The following is a 17,052-nucleotide window of genomic DNA, read 5'->3' as shown; positions in this document are numbered from 1 at the left end:
GTGATTAACGCTCGAAAGCGATGTGTCCGGCGACGATGGTCGCCTTGACCTGGCCGGTCAGTTCGTAGCCGAGGAAAGGCGTGTGCTTGCCCTGGCTGGCGAGGGCTTTGGCTTCCACCGTCCAGCGTGTTTCCGGATCGAAAATGCAGACGTCGGCAATGTCGCCGACCTTCAGGCCGCCGGCCGGCAAACCGGCTACGCGCGCCGCGTCGGTAGTCACCTTGGCGACCGCCTTGTTGACGGCGTCGGCAGCGCCGGCTTCTTGCGCCCACTTGAGCGACAGCGACAGCAGCAATTCCAGGCCGGTCGCGCCCGGCGAAGCTTCGCCGAACGGCAGCAACTTCTCGTCGTCATCGACCGGCGTGTGGTCGGAACAGATCGCATCGATGGTGCCGTCCAGCAGCGCCGCGCGAATCGCGTCGCGGTCGCGTTGCGAGCGGAACGGCGGATTGACGCGCGCGTTGGAATCGAAGAAACCGATGTCCATGTCCGACAAATGGATGTGATGGGCGCCGACGTCGCAAGTCACCGGCAAGCCTTCGCGCTTGGCGGCGCGCACCAGTTCCAGGCCGGCAGCCGACGACATGCGGCACAGGTGGACGCGGGCGCGCGTCGAGCGCACCAGTTCGAAGATGGTGTAGAGCGCGATCGTTTCCGACATCACCGGCACGCCGGACAAGCCCAGGCGCGACGCCGCCGGACCGCTGTGCGCGATACCGTGGCGACCCAGGTGCGGGTCCTGCGGGCGCAGCCAGACGGTGTAGTCGAAGGTCTTGGCGTATTGCAGCGCGGAGAGCAACACGGTCGTGTCGAGAATGGGTTCATCGGCCTGCGAGAAGCCGACGCAGCCGGCGTCGGTCAGCTCGGCCATTTCCGTCAGCGCCTTGCCCTTCAGGCCGACGGTCAACGCACCCAACGGATACACGTGGGCCTGGTTGAGCGACTTGGCGCGGTGCTTGAGCATTTCGACCAGACCCGGCTCGTCGAGCACGGGATCGGTGTCCGGCGGACACAGGAGACTGGTGACGCCGCCTTGCATGGCGGCCTGCATTTCGGATTCCAGCGTGGCTTTGTATTCGTAACCCGGCTCGCGCAGGCGCGCGCTCAGGTCGACCAGGCCGGGAGCAACCACCAGGCCGGCCGCGTCGATGGTCTTGTTGGCCGTGAAATCAGTGGGAGCCTTGCCGATGCCGACTACTTTGCCGGCGGCGATGAACACGTCTTGTTGCGCGTCGATATTGTTGGCAGGGTCGATCAGTCTGCCGTTCTTGATATGCAGTTTCATGCGCTATTCCACTCTTGTCCGCGTTGGGACTGACGCAAAACTGCCCCAGCGTCGTTATGCCTCCTAGTCGTACCGCCGTACTGCCTTCGTCGGCACACCTAGCTGGGACAATTTTGCGTCAGTCCTGTTTGTACTAATAAATTAATTACCTGCGACGATGCTCATCACCGCCATGCGCACCGCGATGCCGAAGGTCACCTGCGGCAGGATCACGGCTTGCGCGCCGTCGGCCACGGCTGAGTCGATCTCGACGCCGCGGTTCATCGGCCCCGGGTGCATCACGATGGCGTCCGGCTTGGCCAGCGCCAGGCGCTCGGGCGTCAGGCCGTAGCTCTTGAAGAACTCCTGCGCCGACGGCAGCAAGGCGCCGCTCATGCGTTCGTTCTGCAGGCGCAGCATGATGATGACGTCGACGTCCTTCAGGCCTTCTTCCATGTTGTGGAAGACGCGCACGCCCATTTGCTCCAGCCCGCTCGGCAGCAGCGTGCTGGGACCGATGGCGCGCACTTCCGGCACGCCCAGCGTGGTGAGGCCGTGGATGTCGGAGCGCGCCACGCGGCTGTGCAGGATGTCGCCGACGATCGCCACGCGCAAGTTGGTGAAATCCTTCTTGTAGTGACGGATCGTGTACATGTCCAGAAGACCCTGGGTCGGATGCGCATGGCGGCCGTCGCCGGCGTTGACCACGTGTACGTGCGATTGTTTGGTGTCGATCAGGTGCTTGGCGATCAGGTAAGGCGCGCCCGATTGCGAATGGCGCACCACGAACATGTCGGCGTGCATCGCCGCCAGGTTGTCGATGGTGTCGAGCAGCGACTCGCCCTTGCTGGCGCTGGAGGCGGAGATGTTCAGGTTGATCACGTCGGCCGACAGGCGCTTCGAGGCGATCTCGAAAGTGGTGCGGGTGCGCGTGGAATTCTCGAAGAACAGGTTGAACACGCTCTTGCCGCGCATCAGCGGCACCTTCTTCACTTCGCGGTCGCCGATGCTGACGAAGGACGATGCGGTGTCGAGGATATTGGTGATGATTGCTTTGGGCAGACCTTCGATGGTCAGCAGATGTTGCAGTTCGCCGTTCTTGTTCAGTTGTGGATTAAGCATGGACCACCGTCAGGGAAAATCGGCCGTCGTCGGCGCGTTGCAGTTGCAGGGATTGATCGTCGGCGAGCGCAATCGTCTCGGCCAGGAAGTCGGCGGCGATCGGCAGTTCGCGGCCGCCGCGGTCGACCAGCGACGCCAGCAGGATGCGCGCCGGGCGACCGTAGTCGAACAGCTCGTTGATCGCGGCGCGCGTGGTGCGGCCGGTGTAGAGCACGTCGTCGACCAGCACGATGGTCGCGCCTTCGACGTCGAAACCGATCTGGCTCGGCTTGACGTCCGAACGCAGGCCTTTCTCGGCAAAGTCGTCGCGGTAGAAGGACACGTCGATGAAGCCGAGGCGGTCGTTCAGCTGCAACTCGGCGGCCAGGCGTTCGGCCAGCCAGGCGCCGCCGGAATGGATGCCGACGATGGCGGCATGCTCGACGCCTTGCAGGCCGGCTTTGACTTGCTGCGCCAGCCTGGCGTACAGCGCTTCTGCGTCCAGCGGCGGGAGAGTGTTAGTTGTGCTCATGGGAGTCGTCAAAATATTGCTGCAAAATAATGGCGGCGGCCTCGGCGTCGATATGCTCGCCGCGGCGCTGTTCGATCACTGCCGAGGAATAGCGCTCGTCCACCAGCACCGTCTCGACGCCGAAGCGGCCGTGCAGCTGGTTGGCAAAGCGGCGGCAGCGTACGGTCATCTCGTGTTCGGCGCCGTCGGGGTGGCTGGGCAGGCCGACGATGCAGCGCGTCGGCGTCCACTCGTCGATCAGCTTGCCGAGTTCGGCGAACTTGGCGTCGTTGGTCGCGGCGCTGATGATGGTCAAAGGCTGGGCTTGCTTGATCAGGGTATTGCCGATTGCCACGCCGATGCGCTTTAAGCCGAAGTCGAAGGCCAGGAGCGTTTCCACGGATTGCTGCTCAGGCCCGGCCGAAGTCGCCGCTGAGCATGACCGGGTCGATGCCCAGCAAGGCCAGCGCTGCAGTGAAGCGTTGCTCCACCGGCAAGTCGAAAATGATGGACGGATCCGCCTTGACGGTCAGCCAGCCGTTGCGGGCGAGTTCGTCTTCCAGCTGGCCGGCGCTCCAGCCCGAGCAACCCAGGCTGACCAGCACCTGCTGCGGACCGTCGCCGTGGGCGACCGCTTCCAGCACGTCCTTGGAGGTGGTCAGGGAAATACCGTCGGTCACCTGCAGGGTCGAGGAAAACTGGCTCATCGCCGTATGCAGCACGAAACCGCGCTCCACCTGCACCGGACCGCCGAACATCACCGGGCTGCGATACAGCTCGGGGACGGCGTCAGGCGAGTCGTGGATGATTTCCAGCTTGAGATTGATGCGATCGAACAGGACATCCATGGTCATGTCGGTCGGCTTGTTGATGACGACGCCGAGCGCGCCATTCTGATTGTGTTCGCACAGATACACCACGGTGCCGCCGAAAATCGGATCCAGCATCGAAGGCATTGCTATCAGGAAATGATCGGTCAGATCGAACTCGGGAGCGAGTTTGGCGGCTTTGTCGGTGCTTGCCGCAAAATCGGAGGTTTCCGTCGCGTCGTAGGCAGCGTCGGAGGTGTCGGCGGAGAAGGCTTTGCGTCGCTTGATCATGCCCGCCATTTTAGCAGTTTTACGACGAATCCCCCAGTCCGGCGGCGAGCCCTTGCTGCTTTCAGCTCGGCCGCCGGGCGAGTCGCCCTAGGCTGCCAGCAAACGCCGCGTTGCCTCCCTTGCCTCCCGCCCCAGGGCCGCCAGATCAAGGCCGGGAATGTCGTCATCTTCAACAACCGCCTTGCCCGCCACGTACAAGGCTTTCAGATACGGCCGCCCGCCGCCGACCACCGGTCCCAGGGCCGGATCGTGCAGGCCGAAATAGCGCGGATCGTCCAGACGATACAGCGCGATGTCGGCCTGTTGTCCAACCTGCAAGCCCTCGATGCCGCCCATGCCGCCCATGCCGTGCAGCCCCAGCACCCTGGCGCCGCCGGTCGTGCCCCAACGCACCACGTCTTCCACCGTCGCGGCGTCGGCGCCGCCTTCAAACGTGCCGCCGGCATAGGACGGCGTCGCCTCCTGGCCGCGCCGCGCGCGCTGCATCAGCCAGGCCGCGTGGGTTTCCGACAGCATATCGGCCGCTTCGTTGGAGGCCGCGCCGTCGACGCCGATGGAAATCGGTACGCCCGCCTCTTCCAGCTGGCGGATCGGCGCGATGCCGCTGCCTAGCCGGCCGTTGCTTTGCGGACAATGCGCAATCCCGGTACCGGTCTTGCCGAGCAAGGCGATTTCGGACGGATCAAGCTTGACCAGATGGGCGAACCAGACGTCGCTGCCGAGCCAGTCGCAGCGCTCGGCGAATTCCACCGGCGTGCAGCGATGCTTGCCCTGCGCGGTATCCTGATAGCCGACCGTTTCCGACAGATGGCTGTGCAGGCGCACGCCGGCCCGGCGCGCAAAACCGGCCATGGTGCGCAACTCTTCCGGCGTGGCCGAATACAGCGGCGTGGTCGGCGCCATCACCACGCGGCGCATCGCCGCCGGCGACGGGTCGTGATACCGCTTGATCAATCGCTCCATGTCGGTCAGGTAACCGTCCAGCGTTTCCGGTCGCAAGGCCGTCGGCAACTCCGCTTCCAACTGGCGCGTCTGCGTCGCGCCGCCCCGGCACAGCACGAAGCGCAGGCCGAGCGCTTCGGCTTCTTCGAACAGAATCGCCGAGGTGTCGTAGGGCATGCCGGGGTAATACAGATAGTTGTGATCGGCCACCGTGCCGCAGCCGGAACGCATCAGCTCCACCAAGCCGATGCGTGCGGCCAGGCGAAACAGCTTCTCGTCGAATTTGGCGCGATAACGGTAAGGCGTCGCCGCCAGCCACGGCGTCAGCGAGGCATCGATGCCGGCCGGATCGCCCTTGAGCATGGACTGGAACAGATGGTGATGCGTGTTCACCCATGAGGGATACGCGATGCAATCGGTCGCATCCACAATCGTCTCGCCCGCCAAGGGCGACAGCCTGCCGATGGCGGCGATGACGCCGTCGACCACACGGATGTCCGGCCCGGCATGACGTGCCGCTGCGCCGGGCAAGCCGGTCATGATGGCGTCGATGTTGCTGATCAAAAAAGAAGTCGTCATTTTGCGTTAACCCATTTCACTTTCATGCCATCCGGCCAGCGCCACGCGCGACAAGGCCATCATGGCGAGGAACAAGACGATCCCGGTCACGGTAATCAAGAACAGCGCCGCAAACAAGCGCGGAATGTTCAGTTGAAAACCCGCCTGCAGGATCTGATACGCCAGTCCCGATCCGGTGCCGCCGGTGCCGGCGACAAACTCCGCCACCACCGCGCCGATCAGCGCCAGCCCGCTGGAGATCCGCAAGCCGCCGAAGAAGTACGGCAAGGCGCTGGGAATGCGCAAGCGGCGCAAGGTCTGCCAGCGCGACGCCTTGTTCAGCTTGAACAGGTTCAGCAAACCCGGATTGACGCTGCGCAATCCCAGCGTGGTGTTGGAGATGATCGGGAACAGCGCCATGATGGTCGCGCAAATCACCAGCGCGAAGGTCGGCTCCTTGACCCAGATGATGATCAATGGCGCGATGGCGACGATCGGCGTCACCTGCAGGATGATCGCGTACGGGAAGAAGCTGACTTCAATGAAGCGGCTCTGCACGAACACGAAGGCAATCGCGACACCCAGCAGCACCGACAGCACGAAGGCCAGGAAGGTGATCTTCAGCGTCACCAGCAGCGAGTCCGACAATAGTCCCCAGTCCGCCATCAGCGTCCTGGCAATCACCAATGGCGTCGGCACCAGGTAGACCGGCACCTCCAGCAGCGTGCAGATCAACTGCCACGCCAGCAGCAACACCACGCCGATCGTGAATGGCGCGGCGACACGCAGGAATTTCGGATTAGTGATCAACGGGGTCATGACCGCCTCCTTCTTGATTGGCCAGCGTCAGGTAATCGGACAGGATCTTGCAATAGCCCATGAATTCCGGCGAGATGCGGAAAGCGTCGTCGCGCATGCCGCCGGCGCCCGGCGCCTCGATCGGCACATCGGCAATCACGCGCCCCGGCCGCGCCGCCATCACCACCACGCGGCTCGACAGATACACCGCTTCGTAAATGCTGTGCGTGACGAACACCACGGTCAGGTCTTGCCGGCTCCAGATCTTGCGCAGATCGGCATCGAGCTTGTTGCGCGTGAACTCGTCGAGTGCGCCGAAAGGCTCGTCCATCAGCAGCAGATTGGGCCACGTCGCCAGCGCGCGCGCAATCGAGGCGCGCATCTGCATGCCGCCCGACAGCTCGCGCGGATAGGCGTCATGGAAGCGCTCCAGCCCCACGAGCTTTAGCGCATCTCGTACGCGCACGTCGCTGTCGGTGCGCGCCATGTGCTTCAGATCCAGCGGCAGCCGCACGTTCTGTTCCACCGACGCCCACGGCATCAGCGTCGCTTCCTGGAACACCATCGCCAGCGTGCGGTCCGGCGTGCCCACCGTCGCCAGGTTCTTGCCCCACCAGCGGATGTGGCCGTGCGACGGCTCCTCCAGCCCGGCGAACATCTTCAGCAGCGTGCTCTTGCCGCAGCCGGACGGACCGAGCAGCGAGACGAACTCGCCGCGCCGGATGTCCAGCTTCACCTCGTCCAGCGCACGGGTGCCGTTGCGATAGGTCTTCTCCACCCGCTGTGCGCTCAGCACTGCATCGATTGAGGAGGCAGGGTCGGCAGCGCCCTGCTCCCAGGCCGCCAGTTGCGGCATCGCGTGATCGTCTCGTTTCATCATTGCTCCCGGCCTCTAGTCTTTGCTGCGGAAAACTTCGGTTTCGCCATGCTCTTCCAGCAACTGCAACAGCATGCGACGCATGATCAGGCCCGGACGATCAGACGCCATGTGGAATTCCTGCTTGCGACGCACGTCGATGCAGGCATCGGGGTCCGTGGCTTCCAGGATCTCGCGGTCCTCCACCAGAATCGGCGCGTCCCAGGCGATCAGCTCGGCTTCGGCGCAATCTTCTTCGGCGTCGTTGCGGTATAGCCATTGCGCCAGCATGATGGAGCCGTCGTCGATCGGCGTGGCGCAGTTGTAGATGATGTGATGCCGGCCCGAGCTCGGATACTGGCAACCGAAGCGGCGCGAAAACGGCAGGTACCAGCGGTTGAACATGTGGCGCATGGTGGTGTCGTCGGTGGTGCCGGTGACGCGATAGCTGGCCGGCACGTTCTTGATCGGCACCAGCGTTTCCGCTTCGAAGCCGTAATCGGTTTCGTTGATCTCGTACTTCTCCGGCTTGGGCTGGTCGTACAGGCCGAAGGTGCCGCGATGGACATAGCTGAAGTGCGAATTGTCGAAGGAGTTTTCCATCATCCGCAGCGCGCTGGTTTCCCAACGTTCGTAGAACTGGAAGATGCGGCGATAGCCGGGCGTGGTTTCTTCCGGGAAGAACGGGATGTCGCGCAGCGGCTTTTCCAGCGCCACCCACACGTAGCCGTAACGCTCTTCGCAATAATACGACTGCACCATCGCGCCGGCCGGCACCGAGCCGTCGGCGTTCTGCGGCACGCGCACGCAGGCGCCGGCGCAGTCGAAGGTCCAGCCGTGATAGCCGCAGACGATGTTGCCGTTGTCGACAAACCCCTTCGACAATTTCGCCGTGCGATGGCAGCAACGATCCTGCAAGGCCGCCGGCTTGCCCGGCGACTTGAGCCAGACGACGATGTTCTCGCCCAGCAGCGTGAACGGCTTGGGCCCGTCTTCCAGCATCGTGATCGGCATGACCGCGTACCAGAATTTTCGCAAGACTTTTTGTTTCGTAACCAGCATGGTGCAACTCCTTTAAAACCAGCCATGCTCTGCGCCTGCAGCAACATGGCCAAGCAGCCGGCGCGCCGTCATGGTCGCCTTCGCCGCGAATTCAATCAAATCGAGTTACGACGCCGCAGCCAGTACGCTGGCGGCGCCGAAGGTTTCCTGCACTTTTTGTGCGAGGTAGTCGCCGATGGTGCAGGGCGCATAGCGTGCCGGATGCTCGTCGGAGCAGCACGACGGCAGGCACGACACGGTCACCGCATGGTCGCCGTCCATGAAGAACGGCAGCGAATAGCGCGGCACCGGATTGTCGTTGCGCACGCGATGCGCATTGCTGTGATAAACGTCGTTGCTCCAGCGCTGCAGCAGGTCGCCGATGTTGACCACGAAGCTGCCGTGTATCGGCGTCGCGCGCACCCAGTCGCCATCCGCATTGCGCACTTCCAGGCCGCCGATGTCGTCCTGCGCCAGGATGGTGACCAGCCCCCAGTCGGTGTGCGCACCGGCGCCGATCTGGTTGTGCTGCGCGTCGGCAGGCTGTGGCGGATAGTGCAGCATGCGCTGGGTGGCGATCGGCGTGCCGAGTGCGAAATTGAAGAAGTCTTCCGGCAATTGCAGCGACAGCGCAATGATCGCCAGCAGCCGCTGCGACAGCGTGCTCATGGCGGCGTGGTATTGCTGCGCATGTGCGCGCATGCCAGGCAACGCCTGCGGCCAGAGGTTGTGGCCGTAGCGCAGCACGCCTTGCTGTACATAAGGATGATCGGGCGGCAGATCGGTGCCGAACTGGAAGCCCTCCTTGAGATCGGTCGGCCCGTCGTCGAGCGCCTGCGTGCCGATGCGCTCGTAGCCGAACCCGGCCGGCGACAGCGACATGTCGACCCCGCGCTTGACCGCATCCGGCGCGGCAAAGAAGCGGCGCGCCCAGTCGAACTGGCCGTCGACCAGGCTTTGCGGCACGCCGTGATTGACCAGATAGAAGAAGCCGACGTCGCGGGCGATCTTATGGATCTCCCAGGCGACGGCTTCACGCTTGCCGAGGTCGTTTGAAAACGCATCCGCGAAGTCGATGACCGGCAGGCGCTGCGCGGTCTTGGGTGGTGTGTAGAGAATCATGGCGTCCTCACGCTGTTGGCTTCATCCGTTACGCAACCAGATCTCCGTCGTCCTCGCGAACGCGAGGACCCAGTGTCGCTGCTACTCGAATCCGATGCGACGCTGGATTCCCGCTTGCGCGGGAATGACAGTTCTTTTTCCTGGCCGTCAAGGCATGACGTGCATGTCTTTCACGAACTGCGTGGTGTACGCCTTGTGCCAGTCGACATCGGCCTTCAGCAAACCGGTGGAAACCATGGTGTCGTAGGTTTTCTTCCAGCGCTCGTCCGTCATGATGCCGATGCCTTGCCTGGCGGCGTCGCCGCCGGTGACGACTTTCAGTTCCTTGAGCTTCTTGAGCGCGTAAGCCAGTTGCTCGTCGCCCATTTCCTTGTTGTCTTTTTTGATCAGCGCGTTAGCCGCCGACGGATCTTCCAGATAGCTCTTCCAGCCTTCGGCGGTGGCCTTGACGAAGCGCTTCACCAGATCAGGCTTGGTCGCCACCGTCTTTTGCAACGTGATGATGGTGGTGCCGTAAGGCGGATAGCCTTCTTGCGCGAACAGGAAGAAGTTGGCCTTGGCGCCGGATTTCTCAACCTGGAACGGTTCCGACGACGGATAAGCCTGCTGTACGGTGTTCGGATCGGCGAAGAACGGCTGCAGGTTGAAGGTATAAGCCTTCGATTGCGCGTCGGTGTAGCCGTACTTGGCTTTCAGCCATGGCCACCAGCTCGATTGTCCGGAACCGGCCACCAGAATCGTCTTGTCCTTCAGTGCGCCGAGATTGGGCACGTCGGTGTGCGTCATCATGCCTTGCAGATCGGATTGAAACGAGGTGCCGACCGTCACCAGCGGCAAGCCCTGCTCGATGCCCTTCAACACGGTGAAGTCGTAACCCATGCTGAAGTCGGCCTGGCCGGCCACGAGGATCTGCATATTGTTGACTTGCGGACCGCCCATCTTGATGGTGACGTCCATGCCGTACTTCTTGTAGATGCCTTTGGCGACGGCCTGATAGAAACCGCCGTGTTCGGCCTGGGCGTACCAGTTGCTCAGGACGGTGACCTTTTCCTGCGCCTGCACGCCGGCTGCTGCCTGCAGCGCCAGTGCGCCTATGATTGCTGCGGCAATGCGGATGAGGGATGTTCGCTTGCTCATGGCCTTCCTTTCAGGTGGGTTGTTGTACGTCAATCGAAATCAGATATCCAGCACCAGGCGTTCGCTGCGACAGCGCGATACGCAGGGCATCAGGCAGTGGTTGGCGGCACGCTCTTGTGCCGTCAGCACGCTGTCGCGATGATCGGGAACGCCTTCCAGCACACCGGTCTGGCAGCTGCCGCAAAAACCTTCGCCGCACGAGGTGCCAATCGACACCCCGGCCGCAGCGGCGGCAGCGACGATGCTTTGCCCCGGCTGCACCACGCACTGCACGCCTGAGCGTTGCAGTACGAGTTCGAATGCGCGGTCTTGCGTTACGGTCGCATCGCTTGCTGGTGTCGTGGCGGCGAACAGTTCGAAGTGCACGTCGGCGTCGCGCCAGCCAAGCTGCGCAGCCTGCTCGCACACCTGCGCAATGAAGGGCGCCGGACCACAGATGTACAGCGGCGTCGTCCGCGCCAACAAGGCCAGCCTGGCTGCGACGGCGGCGACGACCTCGTCGGCATTCAGGCCGAAGCGGAAGTGGCAGTGTCCGGCCATGACGGGTTGCGACAGCGAAGAGAGAAAGGCGGCGTGTTCCACGCTGCGCGCGAAGTAATGCAACTGCGCGGCGCGTCCGCGGTACAGCAGGTCGGTCGCCATGGCGTAAATCGGCGTGATGCCGATGCCTGCGGCAAACAATGCGACGGGATGCTCACTGTCGTGCAAGGGAAAGGCGTTGACCGGGGCGGCGGCGATCAGTTGCGTGCCGACGCCGGCTTGTTCGTGCAGCCAGGCCGACCCGCCGCGCGATGCTGCCTCGCGTTTGACGGCGATGCGATAGAAGCCGTCGTCGCCGGGAGTGTTGCACAATGAATAGCAACGCTCCAACCCGCCAGGCAGCGACAGTTTGATATGCGCGCCGGGCGTCCACGCCGGCAGGCAACGCGCATCATCGGTACACAGGTCGAAGACACGGATGTCGCGGCCGTCCTCACGGGTGACCGTCACGCGCAGACGCAATGGCGCGCCGGATTGCACCCGTGTCATGAAGGGTTCGCGCACGGTTGTCATTGCACGCCTCCGCGAGGCCGCCGCAGCACTGCGCAACGTGCAGGATGTTCAGGGAGAAAAGAATTGCCGCAGACGCAAAAGCGGCGGCGAGGATGAACAGGGAAAGTATGGCTTGAGCAGCATGAGTACGGAGATCGTCGCAGCATTTCTCGTGTCCTATAAGTTCACAGGTGCCACCGGTCTATTCCGATGGCGTCACGAGCAATGCCCCACAGTCGATGGTATTTGGATCGACGGCTAGCCGCTTCTACTCAGCTTTTAAACAAGCAATCTGCGTGCCATGCCCTGCACGCAGGGGATGCGCCGTTTTTATTGCCTGACAAATAAAAAGAGGACGGAAAATTCCGTCCTCAATCCGAACATTTGATCCAAACCAGTGCAGCCTCATGCAAGTCTTGATCTCATCGCCCCAAAAACTGGCGCAAAGCGTCAAACCATACAGACCGCCCGATCCGACTATATAGATCAGCCGACGCCATGCGCTTTGAACCACTCGGTGGCGCGCTTCCAGCCTTCCTTGGCGTCCGCTTCCACGTAGCTCGGACGATAGTCGGCGTTGAAGGCGTGGCCGGAATTCGGGAACACGATGAATTCCGACTTGTTGCCGGTCTTGGCCAGCGCTTCTTTCATCTGTTCCACGGTGGCGACCGGAATGCCGGCATCCTTGCCGCCGTACAGACCCAGCACCGGCACCTTCAGCGTCGGCGCGATGTCGATCGGATGTTGCGGCTGCAATGCGCTCTTTTCGCCGACGATGCGGCCATACCATGCGGCGCCGGCCTTGATCTTCGGATTGCGCGCGCTGTACAGCCAGACGATGCGGCCGCCCCAGCAAAAGCCGTTGATGCCGATCTTGTCCGGATTGCCGCCGTTCTGGCCGGCCCAGGCGACGTAGGCGTCGAGGTCGCCGAATACCTGCTCGTCGGGGACCTTGGAGATGATTTCCTTGTTCAGTTCGGCGATGGTCGGATAGACCGCCGGATTGCCCTGGCGCACGAAGAAGTCCGGTGCAATCGCCAGATAACCGAGCTTGGCGAAACGGCGCGCGATGTCGGCGATGTGCTCGTGCACGCCGAAGATTTCGGAGATGACGAAAATCACCGGCAAGTTGGTCTTGCCTTCCGGCTGGGCGCGATAGGCCGGGACCTTGGTGCCGTTGACCGTCACGCTGACTTCGCCCGCGGTCAGGCCGGCGGTATCGGTCTTGATCATGGTTTGCGCGCAGACCGGCAGCACCGCGGCGGCAAAGCCGGTGCCCAGCGTGGTCTTGATGAAAGTGCGGCGATTGCCGGCATCCAGCAAGCCGGTCGCGCCGACCAGGCTGTCGACATCGTTCTTCAGATCGTTCATGAAAATCTCCAGTTCAGAATTCAGCAGAATTGCGCAAGGAATTGAGGGACTTAAGGACCAAGGGATGCCAAGGCTAAAAAGGACGGCCTGCCTGATGTCGATTCAGGCAGCGAATCAGACAGACCCGTGCTTCTATTGCTGCTCGCATTCTACAAGACTTGCGAGATGATTTGCAGTCGCTATGCCGCGACCGCGCCGGGCAGCTCCGGATGCGCGGGCGTGATGTCGATGGTGCGCTGCGCCGGTGGCGCCATGGCGATCTGGCGGCCGTCCAGTTTGAATACGCTGACCAGGTGCATCAGGTTGCCGGCCTGATCCTGCAGCGACTGCGCGGCAGCAGCGGCCTGTTCAACCAGTGCGGCGTTCTGCTGCGTCATGTCGTCGATCTGGATGATGGCTTCATTGATCTGTTCGATGCCGCTGCTCTGTTCGGTGTTGGCGCTGGTGATTTCGGACATCACGTCGGTGACGCGGCGGATGCTGGTGACGATGTCGTTCATCGTGACGCCGGCCTGTTCCACCAGTTTGCTGCCGGTTTCAACGCGCTCGACCGAATCGCCGATCAAGACCTTGATCTCCTTGGCAGCGCTGGCCGAGCGCTGCGCCAGGCTGCGCACTTCCGACGCCACCACCGCGAAGCCGCGTCCCTGCTCGCCGGCGCGCGCCGCTTCCACCGCGGCATTCAAGGCCAGGATATTGGTCTGGAAGGCAATGCCGTCGATGACGCTGATGATGTCCACCACTTTTTGCGAAGAAGCGTTGATCGACTCCATGGTCGCCACCACTTGCGAGACGATGCTGCCGCCCTGCACGGCGACATCGGACGCTGCCGCCGCCAGCTGATTCGCTTGCAGGGCGTTTTCGGCATTCTGCTTGACGGTGGAATTGAGCTGTTCCATCGACGACGCGGTTTCTTCCAGCGAACCCGCCTGCTGCTCCGTGCGTGCCGAGAGATCCAGATTGCCGCGCGCGATTTCGGTCGATGCCGTGCTGATGGTTTCGGAACCGGTGCGCACTTGCGTGACGATCGCGGCAAGCTTGTCGCGCATGACGCTCATGGCCGCGAGCAGGCTCTCCTGGTCGCCCTTTTTGGTGTCGATGTGCACGGCGAGGTCGCCATCGGCGATCTGGCCGGCGATGCTGACGGCATAGTCCGGCTCGCCGCCCAGTTTTTTCAGCAGGTTGCGCGTGATCCAAACGGCGGTCAGAAGCGCAGTGATGACGCCGGTCACGCTGGTGACCAGCATCAGCCAGCGCGCCGCGTCGTAGGCGCTGGTGCTGTCACGCGCGGCGTCCAGGTTTTGCTTGTCTTCGATGGCGCTCAGCACGGTCAGCTCGGCCTGCCATTTTTTTTGCACCGGCAGGTATTCTTCTTTCAGGAACTGCGCCAACTCATAGGCTTCGCGCTTGAGGCCGAGGTCAACGGCTTGCTCGATCAGCTTGTGTGCGGTGTCGGCCTGCGCCTTGATTTTCGGCAAGGCGGCTTTTTCTTCCGGCTGCGTGCCGGATTCGCTATCGAACATCTTGCGCAACTTCTGCTCTGCAGCGAGATATTTTTGCGTCTGCGCCTTGATGTAGGCCGCTTCTTTCTCGATGTCCTCGGCGCCGCCCTGCAACATCAGATTGCGCAACGAAATCGAACGCTCCTGCACCGTCTCCATCATCTCGGAAACGAGCTTGGACTCCGGATTATTGACGGTGACCACCTCAAGGAACCGCCGCTGCATCTGATCCATGTTGTACAGACCGAACACCGTCACCAGAATGAGCAACAGTACTCCCCACGCGAACCCCAATCCCAGCCGCGTTCCCACCTTCATCCCTGCAACCATGACGCCTCCTCGTTCAACTTGATCCGATGATCCCGAGAAGCCCTGCGCCCTGAAGCCGGCAATACCAATACGTCGTCCTGCTTTTGCTTTGTTTTCCGTCGACGCACCGCCAACTTCCTCGCAACAGCTTCGTATCTCTTATTTAATTTGTATCGTAGGTCCCCCACCGTCATCGGGCGATGACGATGATGCAACTTTTATCGTTACTTCTTTTTTGTTGTATTTACTGCAAGCACAGCCAATTCACTGCCAACGCATATTCTGCACGAAGCAGAGCATGCGCGCAGGAATGTTAGCGCAGGGCAATCGAAAAAGTACAGGGCGACTCTACGAGCCGACGAAGTGCCGAGAGAAATTATCGCCATCAAACACAACAGGTCGGTGAAGCGTAGCGAACAAGTCGCTGTGTAGCCGAGAAGCGCAGTCGTACTTTGCTTGCGCAGTAGCTTCACGGACCTGTTAATGGGCCTGATCCCAGTTTTTACCGACACCCACTTCGGCCAGTAGCGGCACCTTCAGGTCAGCAACATTTTTCATCAGTTCAGGCAATTTTTCACGGACGACGGCAAGCTCGCCGTCCGGCACTTCCATGACCAGTTCATCATGCACCTGCATGATCAGTTTGGATTTCATGCCGTCGCGCTCCAGCCAGCCTTGGACGGCGATCATTGCCAGTTTGATCAGATCGGCGGCGGTGCCCTGCATGGGCGCATTGATCGCGGCACGCTCGGCGCCCTGGCGGCGCGGACCATTGGGCGAGTTGATCTCCGGCAGCCACAGGCGGCGACCGAATACGGTCTCCACATAACCTTGCGACTTGGCTTCAAGGCGCGTGTTGTCCATGTACTGCTTGACGCTGGAGAAGCGCTGGAAGTACTTCTCGATGTACATCTGCGCGGCGGCGCGCTCGATGCCGAGATTGCCGGCCAGGCCGAAGGCGCTCATGCCGTAGATCAGGCCGAAGTTGATGACCTTGGCGTAGCGGCGCTGTTCGCTGGTGACGTCGCCCAAGCCGACGCCGAAAATTTCCGCGGCGGTGGCGCGATGGATGTCTTCGCCATCGGCGAAAGCCTTGAGCATGTTCGCGTCTTCGGAGATGTGCGCCATGATGCGCAATTCAATCTGCGAATAGTCGGCGGAGACGATGGTGCTGCCCGATGGCGCGATGAAGGCTTCGCGGATGCGGCGGCCTTCGGCGGTGCGGATCGGGATGTTTTGCAGGTTGGGATCGTTGGACGCCAGGCGACCGGTGACCGCCACGGCCTGCGCGTAATTGGTGTGCACGCGGCCGGTGGTCGGATCGACCATCTTGGGCAGCTTGTCGGTGTAGGTCGACTTCAGCTTGGACAGGCCGCGATAGTCGAGCAGGATCTTCGGCAACGGATAATCTTCCGCCAGCTTTTGCAGGACTTCTTCGTCGGTCGACGGCGTGCCGGAGGGCGTCTTCTTCACGACCGGCAGTTGCAGCTTCTCGAACAGGATTTCGCCGAGCTGTTTCGGCGAATTCAGGTTGAACGGCTGGCCTGCCAATTCATACGCCTGCTGTTCGATTTCCAGCATGCGCTTGCCGAGCTCGTTCGATTGCGTCGCCAGGATGTCGGCGTCGATCAGCACGCCGTTGCGTTCGATCTTTTGCAGCACGACGGAGGTCGGCACTTCGATCTTTTCATAGATGTAGCGCAGCTTGGCGTCGTTCTCGACTTGCGGCCACATGGCCTGATGCAGGGCCAGCGTGACGTCGGCGTCTTCGGCCGCGTATTCGGTGGCGCGGCCGATCTCGACCTGCTCGAAACCGATCTGCGAGGCGCCCTTGCCGCAGACGTCGGTGTAGCTGATCGTAGTGCGGTTGAGATGGCGCAGCGCGAGGCTGTCCATGTCGTGGGTGCGATGCGATTCAAAGACGTAGGATTCCAGCAGCGTGTCGTGCACGATGCCGCGCAATTGCACGCCCTGATTGGCGAAGATGTGGCTGTCGTATTTGAGGTTCTGTCCGAGCTTGGGCTTGCTCTCGTCTTCCAGCCACGGCTTGAGCCTGGCCAGCACCAGTTCGCGCGGCAGTTGCTCCGGCATGTCCTGATAGTTGTGCGCGACCGGAATGTAGGCAGCGCGGCCCGCTTCGCAGCACAGCGAGATGCCGACCAGCTGCGCCTGCATGGGAATCAGCGAAGTGGTTTCGGTGTCGACTGCCGTGAGCGTAGCGGCATTGATCTTTTCTATCCAGGCGTCGAGCTGCGCTTCGGTCAGAACGGTTTCGTATTCCTTCGCGATGGCGGCGCTGGCGTCGAACAGGCCACCTTGCGCGGGGCCGGACGAAACGTCGGCGCCCGCCGTCGTTGCCGTGCCGGCGGATGCGGCAGACGATGTATCGGACGTGGCGGCGCCTGCCG

Annotated in this window: 15 protein-coding genes; all 15 read right to left on the bottom strand. The window is 62.2% G+C overall.

Going from position 1 to position 17,052, the window contains the following annotated elements:
* Positions 1-4: 4 nt before the first annotated feature.
* The gene (locus tag PMI16_RS22985; protein ID WP_007884067.1) at positions 5-1,285 is read right to left on the bottom strand and encodes a dihydroorotase; all 1,281 of its coding nucleotides are present in this window, start codon (positions 1,283-1,285) and stop codon (positions 5-7) included.
* Between the two features lie 141 nt (positions 1,286-1,426).
* Entirely contained in the window at positions 1,427-2,386 is a 960-nt protein-coding gene (locus PMI16_RS22980; RefSeq protein ID WP_007884066.1) for an aspartate carbamoyltransferase catalytic subunit, read from the bottom strand.
* On the bottom strand, positions 2,379-2,897 hold the full coding sequence (gene pyrR, locus PMI16_RS22975; RefSeq protein ID WP_007884065.1) for a bifunctional pyr operon transcriptional regulator/uracil phosphoribosyltransferase PyrR: 519 nt from the start codon (positions 2,895-2,897) through the stop codon (positions 2,379-2,381). The genes PMI16_RS22980 and pyrR overlap by 8 nt, the downstream gene beginning before the upstream one ends.
* A complete protein-coding gene (ruvX, locus tag PMI16_RS22970; protein ID WP_007884064.1) occupies positions 2,884-3,276 on the bottom strand; it encodes a Holliday junction resolvase RuvX in 393 nt (130 codons plus the stop codon). The genes pyrR and ruvX overlap by 14 nt, the downstream gene beginning before the upstream one ends.
* Positions 3,277-3,286: 10 nt before the next feature.
* Positions 3,287-3,985, bottom strand: a complete 699-nt coding sequence (locus PMI16_RS22965) for a YqgE/AlgH family protein (RefSeq protein ID WP_007884063.1) — start codon at positions 3,983-3,985, stop codon at positions 3,287-3,289.
* 78 nt (positions 3,986-4,063) lie between these two features.
* A complete protein-coding gene (locus PMI16_RS22960; protein WP_007884062.1) occupies positions 4,064-5,497 on the bottom strand; it encodes an amidohydrolase family protein in 1,434 nt (477 codons plus the stop codon).
* A gap of 6 nt (positions 5,498-5,503) precedes the next feature.
* Positions 5,504-6,295, bottom strand: a complete 792-nt coding sequence (locus PMI16_RS22955; RefSeq protein ID WP_007884059.1) for an ABC transporter permease — start codon at positions 6,293-6,295, stop codon at positions 5,504-5,506.
* Positions 6,276-7,151 (bottom strand): ABC transporter ATP-binding protein, encoded by an 876-nt coding sequence (locus tag PMI16_RS22950; RefSeq protein WP_034381988.1) that lies wholly within the window; start codon positions 7,149-7,151, stop codon positions 6,276-6,278. The genes PMI16_RS22955 and PMI16_RS22950 overlap by 20 nt, the downstream gene beginning before the upstream one ends.
* A gap of 15 nt (positions 7,152-7,166) precedes the next feature.
* Positions 7,167-8,192, bottom strand: coding sequence for an aromatic ring-hydroxylating dioxygenase subunit alpha (locus PMI16_RS22945; protein ID WP_007884056.1), 1,026 nt, complete (start codon positions 8,190-8,192; stop codon positions 7,167-7,169).
* Between the two features lie 105 nt (positions 8,193-8,297).
* Positions 8,298-9,293: an isopenicillin N synthase family dioxygenase gene (locus PMI16_RS22940; protein ID WP_007884055.1), complete on the bottom strand. Its 996-nt coding sequence runs from the start codon at positions 9,291-9,293 to the stop codon at positions 8,298-8,300.
* Positions 9,294-9,440: 147 nt separating this feature from the next.
* Positions 9,441-10,430, bottom strand: a complete 990-nt coding sequence (locus PMI16_RS22935) for an ABC transporter substrate-binding protein (protein WP_007884054.1) — start codon at positions 10,428-10,430, stop codon at positions 9,441-9,443.
* A 39-nt stretch (positions 10,431-10,469) separates the two neighbouring features.
* Positions 10,470-11,483 carry a PDR/VanB family oxidoreductase gene (locus PMI16_RS22930; RefSeq protein ID WP_007884053.1) on the bottom strand — a complete coding sequence of 338 codons (1,014 nt, stop codon included), beginning with the start codon at positions 11,481-11,483 and terminating at the stop codon, positions 10,470-10,472.
* A gap of 465 nt (positions 11,484-11,948) precedes the next feature.
* Positions 11,949-12,833, bottom strand: a complete 885-nt coding sequence (locus PMI16_RS22925; protein WP_007884052.1) for a dienelactone hydrolase family protein — start codon at positions 12,831-12,833, stop codon at positions 11,949-11,951.
* Between the two features lie 179 nt (positions 12,834-13,012).
* Positions 13,013-14,665, bottom strand: a complete 1,653-nt coding sequence (locus PMI16_RS22920; protein WP_007884051.1) for a methyl-accepting chemotaxis protein — start codon at positions 14,663-14,665, stop codon at positions 13,013-13,015.
* Positions 14,666-15,124: 459 nt separating this feature from the next.
* Positions 15,125-17,052 (bottom strand): DNA polymerase I (gene polA, locus PMI16_RS22915; protein WP_007884050.1); only part of this gene is annotated, 1,928 nt, incomplete at its 5' end.

Origin of the sequence: Herbaspirillum sp. CF444 (assembly GCF_000282135.1) — a bacterium.
Taxonomy (GTDB): domain Bacteria; phylum Pseudomonadota; class Gammaproteobacteria; order Burkholderiales; family Burkholderiaceae_D; genus Herbaspirillum.
Note: the sequence above shows the minus strand (reverse complement) of the source record. Positions and strands in the feature narration are given on the sequence as shown.